The organism is Sulfuricurvum sp. (assembly GCF_049305995.1).
In the GTDB taxonomy this organism is placed as follows: domain Bacteria; phylum Campylobacterota; class Campylobacteria; order Campylobacterales; family Sulfurimonadaceae; genus Sulfuricurvum.
Genome location: NZ_JBAQPS010000256.1, coordinates 1 through 8,649 on the forward strand (window position 1 = coordinate 1; position 8,649 = coordinate 8,649).

At 43.8% G+C, this 8,649-nt stretch carries 11 protein-coding genes; all 11 read left to right on the forward strand.

The genetic code is table 11. The features are described 5' to 3' along the window. Nucleotides 1-128: 128 nt before the first annotated feature. On the forward strand, nucleotides 129-374 hold the full coding sequence (locus tag WA010_RS08745; RefSeq protein ID WP_422556745.1) for a FeoA family protein: 246 nt from the start codon (nucleotides 129-131) through the stop codon (nucleotides 372-374). Further along, nucleotides 364-2,475, forward strand: a complete 2,112-nt coding sequence (feoB, locus tag WA010_RS08750) for a ferrous iron transport protein B (protein WP_422556746.1) — start codon at nucleotides 364-366, stop codon at nucleotides 2,473-2,475. Before WA010_RS08745 ends, feoB begins: the two co-directional genes overlap by 11 nt. A gap of 34 nt (nucleotides 2,476-2,509) precedes the next feature. Continuing rightward, entirely contained in the window at nucleotides 2,510-3,172 is a 663-nt protein-coding gene (locus WA010_RS08755; protein WP_422556747.1) for a response regulator transcription factor, read from the forward strand. 91 nt (nucleotides 3,173-3,263) lie between these two features. Then, nucleotides 3,264-4,562: an ArsS family sensor histidine kinase gene (locus WA010_RS08760; protein WP_422556748.1), complete on the forward strand. Its 1,299-nt coding sequence runs from the start codon at nucleotides 3,264-3,266 to the stop codon at nucleotides 4,560-4,562. Continuing rightward, nucleotides 4,563-5,330, forward strand: coding sequence for a 5'/3'-nucleotidase SurE (gene surE, locus WA010_RS08765; protein ID WP_422556749.1), 768 nt, complete (start codon nucleotides 4,563-4,565; stop codon nucleotides 5,328-5,330). Next, nucleotides 5,327-5,965, forward strand: coding sequence for a tRNA threonylcarbamoyladenosine dehydratase (locus WA010_RS08770; RefSeq protein ID WP_422556750.1), 639 nt, complete (start codon nucleotides 5,327-5,329; stop codon nucleotides 5,963-5,965). The genes surE and WA010_RS08770 overlap by 4 nt, the downstream gene beginning before the upstream one ends. A 41-nt stretch (nucleotides 5,966-6,006) precedes the next feature. Further along, a complete protein-coding gene (locus WA010_RS08775) occupies nucleotides 6,007-6,225 on the forward strand; it encodes a hypothetical protein (protein WP_422556751.1) in 219 nt (72 codons plus the stop codon). Continuing rightward, a complete protein-coding gene (locus WA010_RS08780) occupies nucleotides 6,212-6,508 on the forward strand; it encodes a type II toxin-antitoxin system RelE/ParE family toxin (protein ID WP_422556752.1) in 297 nt (98 codons plus the stop codon). Before WA010_RS08775 ends, WA010_RS08780 begins: the two co-directional genes overlap by 14 nt. Nucleotides 6,509-6,556: 48 nt before the next feature. After that, nucleotides 6,557-7,054 carry a transcription elongation factor GreA gene (gene greA / locus WA010_RS08785; protein WP_422556753.1) on the forward strand — a complete coding sequence of 166 codons (498 nt, stop codon included), beginning with the start codon at nucleotides 6,557-6,559 and terminating at the stop codon, nucleotides 7,052-7,054. After that, entirely contained in the window at nucleotides 7,041-8,054 is a 1,014-nt protein-coding gene (gene argC / locus WA010_RS08790; RefSeq protein ID WP_422556754.1) for an N-acetyl-gamma-glutamyl-phosphate reductase, read from the forward strand. Before greA ends, argC begins: the two co-directional genes overlap by 14 nt. Beyond that, on the forward strand, nucleotides 8,014-8,649 hold a 636-nt coding region (locus tag WA010_RS08795), incomplete at its 3' end, for a UDP-2,3-diacylglucosamine diphosphatase (protein WP_422556755.1). The genes argC and WA010_RS08795, both read left to right, overlap by 41 nt.

Consider the following 8,649-nt stretch of genomic DNA (forward strand, 5'->3'; position numbering starts at 1 on the left):
GATTCATTAGAGCTGACAATACCTATAGAATATACCGTTAGATAAAAGCTTTTAAGACCCTTTTAATATGATATTGATTATTATTTTGTAAATTTATCTATTTGATTACTCTTAAATAAGGAACGGCTATGTCACATCTTACGATGACTTTACTAAGTGCTTGTACGAAAGGAGGCATTGCTACCGTGGTGAAAATTAATGCTAAGGGAGCCCTAAAACAACGTCTCATTTCATTTGGGCTGATGAAAGGTGCCGAAGTGGTAATGCTAGAATGCGGTTTGACGAAAAGCACTTATGAGATAAAAATAGGCAATGTGACTATTGCTCTGCGCCGCGAAGAAGCTGAGCTGATCGAGGTATCCGATGTCCACTAAACAAATTACTGTAGCTCTCGTCGGACAGCCTAATGTCGGCAAAAGTATGCTTATTAACTCCATCGGGAATGCAAGGCTTCATGTTGGAAATTTCACAGGTGTAACCGTCGAGAAAACGGTGGTGACATTTGAATACAACGATTATGAGTTCAGTGTCGTCGATCTCCCAGGAACTTATGCGTTTACCGATTATTCGATCGAAGAGCGAGTTACGCACGATTATCTTTGTAACGAAGAATATGATCTTATTATCAATGTACTTGATTCGACTAATATGGAGAAGAATCTTCAGTTAACGGCTGAGTTAATGACGATGAGCAAAAAAATGGTGCTTGCCCTCAATATGTCGGATGAAGCGGATAAAGAGGGGATTGAGATCAACGCTCCTTATCTCTCACAGCTTTTAGGAATTCCATGTGTTCGGGTTTCTGCAGCGGCGAAAACGGGACTCGAAGAGTTGATGAATAGCGTTATTAAAGCACACGAAACTGATTTTCAAGAGCAAAAATTGATTTTTAGCGAAGCGGTTGAAGAAGAGATTGATATAATCGCTGATTATCTCGATCGTCACAAGTTTAAAGCGACTATCTCTAATCGAAACATCGCAATTAACTTGCTTCAAAAAGAGAAAAAAACGTATCGCGTTTTACATGATAACCCATTATGGACGGAATTGCAGCCGATGCTGATCGAGGCAGATCGTCATGTACTGTTGCATCATGATACCGACGATATGAAAGAGGCTTTGGCGGAAGAGTACTTCTCTTTTAATCGAGGGATTATCGCAGAAGCGGTCAAAGTGAAACCTGCCACCCCGCTTAAAAAGACAACTACGGAAAAGATCGACAGTATCCTTATCCATCCGATATTTGGTATCCCGATTTTTCTCTTTTTTATGTGGTCGTTATTTCAACTTACGTTTGAAATCGGCTCAATTCCGATGGATTGGATCGATGCTTTTTTCGGATGGTTCGGAGAGGTGGTCGGCTCTACGATAGGCAATGATGAAATTCGCTCTCTGATCGTCGATGGGGTGATTGCAGGGGTTGGGGCGGTTGTCCTTTTTGTCCCAAATATCGTTATTTTATTTGTGGGAATCGCGTTACTCGAATCGACGGGGTATATGTCGAGAGTTGCGTTTTTGCTGGACGGATTTTTCCATAAATTCGGTCTTCACGGGCAGTCGTTTATCCCTCTCGTTTCAGGGTTTGGGTGCTCTATCCCTGCCTATATGTCGGCGAGAATTTTGAAAAATGACCGTGACCGTCTCTTGACCCTTTTTGTTATTGGGTTTATGAGCTGTGGGGCACGCTTGCCGGTGTATGTCCTCTTTACGGGAGCCTTTTTCGCCCCTGAGATGGCAGGAAATATCCTCTTTGGAATCTATATTCTCGGTGCGATGATCGGTCTGGTCGCGGCAAAAGTGCTTAAACTCACCGCGTTCAAAGGGATTGATGAGCCGTTTGTTATGGAGATGCCAAAATACCGTCTCCCATCGCTAAAACTCATTTGGCATACTGTCGTCACTAAGACGATGATGTATTTGAAAAAAGCGGGGACATTTATCGCTGCCGCATCGTTGCTGGTATGGTTTCTCAGTACCTACCCGAAAGATCCCTCTTTGGACGCACTCTTTGGAGCAAAAATTGAAGTAGCTGCATCGGATGATGAGGTGAAAGTTCTCGAAAATCAGCTCGCTGAAGCACAGCTAGAACAGAGCTTTTTAGGTCAAATCGGTCATGCGATAGAGCCGGCATTCGCCCCTCTAGGCTTTGACTGGAAAATGGCGGTTGCGTTACAAACAGGATTGGCGGCGAAAGAGGTTGTTGTTTCGACGATGGGAGTTCTTTATTCCCTCGGAAGCGATGCGACCGAAGAGGATCACTCATTGATCTCCACGATCAGTTCTCAGATTCCGTTTGCTTCTGCGGTAGCGTTTATCGTGGTGATAATGACCTATCTACCGTGTTTGGCGGCTTCGGTCGTCTTCACTCGTGAGGCAGGGGGAATTAAATATTTCGTGTATCTGTTTGTATTTACGACGATTGTGGCGTATTCACTAGCATTCATCGCCTATCATCTGACATTGTGGCTGAGTTAGGAAATCATTAACCACTCTTTGTTACAATGCCATCATGAGTAAAATATTAATGATAGAAGACGATCTCGAGCTAGCCGAGATCCTCACCGAATTTTTAGAACAGTACGATTTCCAAGTCACGACGGAAGATGATCCGTTTAAAGCACTTAGTATCCTCAAACTTGAACAGTTTGATGCGGTGATCCTCGATTTGACCCTGCCGGGGATGGATGGATTAGAGGTGTGCGAAGCGATCCGTGCACGCCAAAACATCCCTATTATTATCTCCTCCGCACGCTCCGATGTAACCGATAAGATCAATGCACTCGAACTCGGAGCCGATGATTATCTCCCGAAACCTTACGATCCGCGAGAACTCGAAGCACGTATCCATTCAGTATTGCGTCGATATGATGCCGCATCGGCGGCAGCCTCCGAAATCGCCTGTGATTTCAAACTCAATGAATCTGCGATGCAAATCAGCTACAAAGGACGTCCATTAGAGCTGACCAATGCTGAATACGGAATTTTGGCACACATGATTAAAAAGCAGGGGATGGTTGTTTCACGCGAAGATTTGATTCACAACGTCAGCGCGATCAACGAAGATTCTTCAAACAAAAGTATTGATGTAATGATGGGACGGATTCGTAATAAACTCGGGGATAAAGCCCTGATAGAATCGATCCGTGGCATCGGCTACAAACTATTAAAATGAGAAATAAATTCTGCCCTGCACGGGCTAGCTTCAGTGCCATAGCGGCGAGCGTAGGGCAAGGAATTTTATTCCTTGCACGTTCAAAATCAAAATGATTAAAAACAATGCGGTTCTTGCAACCGTAGCCTTTGCCCTTGTAGTGACCGTATCGAGTGTCAGCTACACTTTTTATCAGCTCTATCAGGTTAATCGTACTAAACACATCGATAACATTTTCACCAAACACTCTCTCATCAGTCAAATCTACCACACCTATATCATCAAACAGATTTCCGAACCGATGTTTGAAGCCAATTTAGCACTATACGATCTCGAAGAGATTAGTGATGAATCGGTTTATGAGACCATTATTCGGCAAGGAAAAATCCTCAAAAGTGATGGAAACGGGGATGAGGTAATGGAGGAATATACTCTCTCCGATGCTCCATTCGAAACCCATGTCGCTCAGCAGGTAATTACCTCGATGATTGAGTATCGTGGGGGTATCTATTTTTGGGTTGAATCCTCACGACACAGTGTCCTTCTTTTAGATCAGAGCATTGAACCTTATCATCCGGTCAATCTGATTTCGGCGTATGGAACCTTGATGAGTATTCTGATGATATCTTTTGCCCTTATCATCTATCGCTTGCGTCCACTGCGTCGTTTACGTAAACAGATCGCCCGTTTCGGGGAAGGGGATATGGGGGTTAGGTTTCGTATCGACGGAAGCGATGAGATCGCTTTGATCGCCAATGAGCTCGATACCACCCAAAATAAAATTCGCTCCCTCATCGAATCTCGCACCCTCTTTTTACGCAACATCATGCATGAACTCAAAACACCGATTGCCAAAGGGCGCATTGTCACGACCATGCTCAGTGATGAAAAACAGCAAGCACGGTTTGAGGGGATTTTTGAGCGTTTAGAATCTCTGATCGGCGAATTTGCCTTGATCGAAGAGATCACCTCTGGAAATCAGCATCATGAGAAAAAAGAGTATCGTCTGGTCGATATTATCGACGGTGCCGTTGATTCGGCAATGGTCGATTATGATGCAGTGACATGCAATGTTGATACCTCTATCAAAATAGAGGTTGATTACCGATTGTTTGTTACCGCAGTGAAAAATTTGATCGATAACGCAATCAAATACTCTCCTGATAAAAAAATGGAGATAACGGTAGAGGGGGGAGAGATTCTCTTTAGCAATTTCGGTGAGCCGCTGAAAAATCCGCTTTCATATTACATCGAACCCTTTACTAAAGATCACCCGACGAAAGACAGTTTCGGTCTGGGACTTTACATCGTTGATGCGATTTTAAAAGAACATGGATACGTGTTGGCGTATGAACGACGTGGGGATAACAACTGCTTTATTTTTGTCCCGCTCAAATCTAAAAGGAAATAGATGAAAAAAATTTTGATCACCAATGATGACGGATACGAATCTGAAGGGCTTTTGGCACTTATCGAAGCACTTCAGGGGCTTGGGCAGATTACCGTTGTTGCCCCTTCTACCGAAAAATCGGCATGTGGGCACTCTTTGACTCTCACACGACCGCTTAGTTTTATCAGTGTTGGAGATGATTTTTACAAACTCGATGATGGCACTCCGAGCGATTGTGTTTACCTTGCCCTTCACTCCCTTTTCGAAGAGTCTAAACCTGATTTGCTCATTAGCGGGATCAATAAAGGTTCTAACATGGGAGAAGATATCACCTACTCAGGGACAGCGGCGGCGGCGATGGAAGCGGTATTGCATGATGTTCCCGCTATCGCAATATCGCAAGTGATGGATTTTACCCAGCCTGTCGGTGATTTCGCATTGGCGAAAAAAGCGATCCGTCATTTGGCTGAGAAAATTTTAAACGGTAATTTTCCATTACGTGAGAGAGAATTTTTAAACGTCAATATCCCCCACGATGTTGAAGCGTTAGAATTTGCCGTCACCTATGCAGGGTATCGCTATTATGCCAACGATGCCCACCTACACCGAAATCCAAGAGGGATGGAGTACTACTGGCTTGGTCTTCATCCATTGGAATATAAACCGCGTGAACAACGGAGTGCCCTCTGCGATTTCGAAGCGATAGAAGCTGGTAAAGTCTCCCTAACGCCGATCAAACTCGATATGAGTGCCTATAAATCGATGCAGCAATTGCGGGAGTGGCTTTGAGAAACGTTCGGACAAAACTGGTTTTCGGCGAAGAGAGTTTTGAGAAACTTAGCAACGCGAAAATTCTCCTCCTCGGAGTCGGCGGTGTGGGAAGCTTTTGTTTAGATTGTCTCTACCGATCAGGGGTGCGGCATATCACGATCATCGATTTTGACCGATACGATCAGAGCAATCAAAATCGTCAAATGCACTCTGAAAACCACGAAGGCGAACTTAAAGTCGAAGCCCTCAAAACCCACTATCCCGAAGTGATTGCGATATCTGAAAAGATCACCCCCGAATGGGTCGAGGAATTCGATTTTGAGCCGTATGATCTGATCCTCGATGCGATTGATGATATGCGTGCCAAACTTGCCCTCATCCAAAAATGCTATCCGAAACTCATCTCCTCTGTCGGTTCGGCGAAACGGCTCGATCCGACGAAGATCGAAGTACGCTCCATCTGGAAAACCGAAGGGGATCCCTTTGCCTCTAAAATCCGTAATGAACTTCGCAAACGAAAATTCAAAGGCGATTTTAGCTGTATCTGCTCCTCTGAACTTCCTCTTATCAAAGAAAAAGGGAGTTTTGTCGGTGTGACAGGGGGATTTGGATTGGCGATGTGCTCGCTGGCATTAAGACGAATAGGATATTAAAATTATGCTACAATAAACCAAAATAATCCGAAGGAGTTATGATGTTATCCATACAGCTCAATAACCCTGAACTCGAAAGCTTCATTCAAAACGAATATAGAGGTGATGAGAGCACTCTTATGCAAGAGTTCGTTGAATTTTTGCGATTTCAAAAGATTAAAAATGAAGTAAAAACATCGATCGAAGAACTCGACCGTGATGAATTCATCGGGATTGACGAAGCGTTTGAAATGGCTACTGCAAAGTATGTTAAACATTAAAACGGTCGTATTCTCTAAAAAAGCTACCTATCGATTAACCAAAATCACCGATTTTATCTACACGCAAAGCCAATCCGAATCTATCACCCTTGCCTATATGTCGAGACTAAAGGAATATATTTACAATATTCTTATGCAATTTCCAGAATCGGGACGTAAAGCCGAAGAGTATGGTAAAAATATCCGAAAACTCGTGTATCAAGGGTATTCGATTCTGTATCGGATCAATGAGCCTAAAGAGCGGGTAGAGATTGTGAACATCTTTCGTGAAAATCTTCCATGAGTAGGATACCTTTGGTATAATATCCCTACTTATTTTTCGGAGCAAACAGTGGAACAAAAAGAACCGATGACAAAATACGGGTTTCAGCGCTTATCAGACGAGCTAAATACCCTCAAAAATATCGATTTACCGGCAGTTAATGTCGAAATCGATCGTGCCAAAGAGTACGGTGATCTAAAAGAGAATTCCGAATACCATGCAGCGCGCGAAAAGCAGGCTTTTATCGGAACTAGAATCGCAGAGCTCGGAGAGGTGATTTCACGTGCACAGATTGTAGACCCGAGTGAACTCGAACATGCCCGAGTCAGTTTCGGATCTACCGTAGTTTTGAATAATCTTGATACCGATGAAGAGGTCACTTATACCATCGTCGGCGGATGCGAGAGCAACCCTGAGCGGGGTCTAATATCATTTAATTCACCACTGGCTAAACAGCTTTTAGGGCGAGAAGAGGGGGATGAACTTAATGCAAAACTCCCAGGCGGTACCAAAAACTTTGAAGTGGTTGAAGTGAAATATCAGGAGATCGTGTTTGAAAGCCATTAACGTCGGGATTATTGGAGTCAGCGGCTATACGGGATTAGAACTCGTTAAAATGTTGATTTCTCATCCGATTTTTAATCTCGTGTATTGTGCCAATACCGAAGGTGCCACCACCGTTGTAGAACTACACCCTGCATTGATGGGTGTGTGTAATTTGAGTGTTGAAAAAGTCGATATGGATCGTGCCGCCCAGAGCTGTGAGCTCATCTTTTTAGCCTTGCCGCATAAAACCGCGATGCAAACCGCCAAAGGCTTGTTAGAGCGAGGGATAAAAGTGGTTGATCTCTCTGCCGATTATCGTCTCTCTGCCGAGAATTACGAAGCATTTTACTGTGAACATGAAGATTTGGATAACCTCTCCCATGCGATTTATTCTATCCCTGAACTTCACGGAGATATTGCCAAAGGTGCCCGTCTTATCGCCAATCCGGGATGTCATGTTACGGCTTCTTTGATGGCATTGGCTCCCTTTTTGAATCACATTGATTTGACGAGTCCTATTTTTATCGACTCTAAAACTGGTGTTTCGGGTGCGGGGAAATCACCCTCATCTGCCGTTCACTATGTCAGCGTCAATGACAATATCAACTGTTATAACATCATCAAACACCGTCATGCTACGGAAATAGAACAACACGCTTCGGCTTTATGTTCTGATGAGGTGAAAGTGACATTCGTCCCTTCTCTTGTTCCGATGACACGTGGGATGCTTGCGTGTGTCTATGCCACATTGAAAAGTGATTGTGACCCTTTAGCGCTTATGGGATCATTCTATGAAAACAAACCTTTTGTCCGTATCCGCACTGCACCTCCTCATACGAAAATGACTTCAGGAACGAACTTCGCGGATCTCTATGCGACTCGTCACGGCAACGCTTTGGTCGCCATGTGCGCGATTGATAATCTCATGCGCGGTGCCAGTTCACAAGCACTTGTCAATGCCAATATCATGATGGCTCTGAATGAAACGCTCGGAATTCCGAAAATTGCGTATGTTCCCTAAACTTCTTACGGGTGCGATTCTCATCGCTGATGCCCATTGCGCCCCATGGCGTACCCCTTTTATCGATTTCCTTCGCGCTCTTGAATCGGGCGAGATCATAACCCCGCAACTCATTTTGATGGGGGATGTTTTCGATATGCTTTATGGTCCCATTCCACGAACTTATCCGTATAACACAGAAGGAATCGATCTTATCAACCGTTTATCGGATCGGATGGAGATCCTCTATTTAGAGGGAAATCATGACTTTTTACTCGATGGATTGTTTCCGAACGTGTTGGTCATTCGTCGTGAAAACCAACCGTTAATGATGAGTTATGAGGGTAAAAGAGTAGCGGTTTTGCATGGTGATAGTGCAATGGGAATGGGATATGAAATTTATACGGCACTGATTAGAAGTCCGCTAGTGTTAGGATTCCTTCGATTAATCGATATTATTGGAAAAGGGTTTATCATTTCATGGCTAGAACAACAGATGAAACGAAAATCACATTGCCGTAATATAGAGCATTTCGAAGCACTGATAGAGAAGAGGTTACACTTGTTTGAGGGTAAAAAAATTGATATCTTGATTGAGGGGCATTTTCATCAAAAT

Coding starts and splice junctions, on each gene's coding strand:
- WA010_RS08745 (WP_422556745.1), top strand. CDS start 129: ATGTCACATCTTACGATGACTTTACTAAGTGCTTGTACGAAAGGAGGC.
- feoB (WP_422556746.1), top strand. CDS start 364: ATGTCCACTAAACAAATTACTGTAGCTCTCGTCGGACAGCCTAATGTC.
- WA010_RS08755 (WP_422556747.1), top strand. CDS start 2,510: ATGAGTAAAATATTAATGATAGAAGACGATCTCGAGCTAGCCGAGATC.
- WA010_RS08760 (WP_422556748.1), top strand. CDS start 3,264: ATGATTAAAAACAATGCGGTTCTTGCAACCGTAGCCTTTGCCCTTGTA.
- surE (WP_422556749.1), top strand. CDS start 4,563: ATGAAAAAAATTTTGATCACCAATGATGACGGATACGAATCTGAAGGG.
- WA010_RS08775 (WP_422556751.1), top strand. CDS start 6,007: ATGTTATCCATACAGCTCAATAACCCTGAACTCGAAAGCTTCATTCAA.
- WA010_RS08780 (WP_422556752.1), top strand. CDS start 6,212: ATGTTAAACATTAAAACGGTCGTATTCTCTAAAAAAGCTACCTATCGA.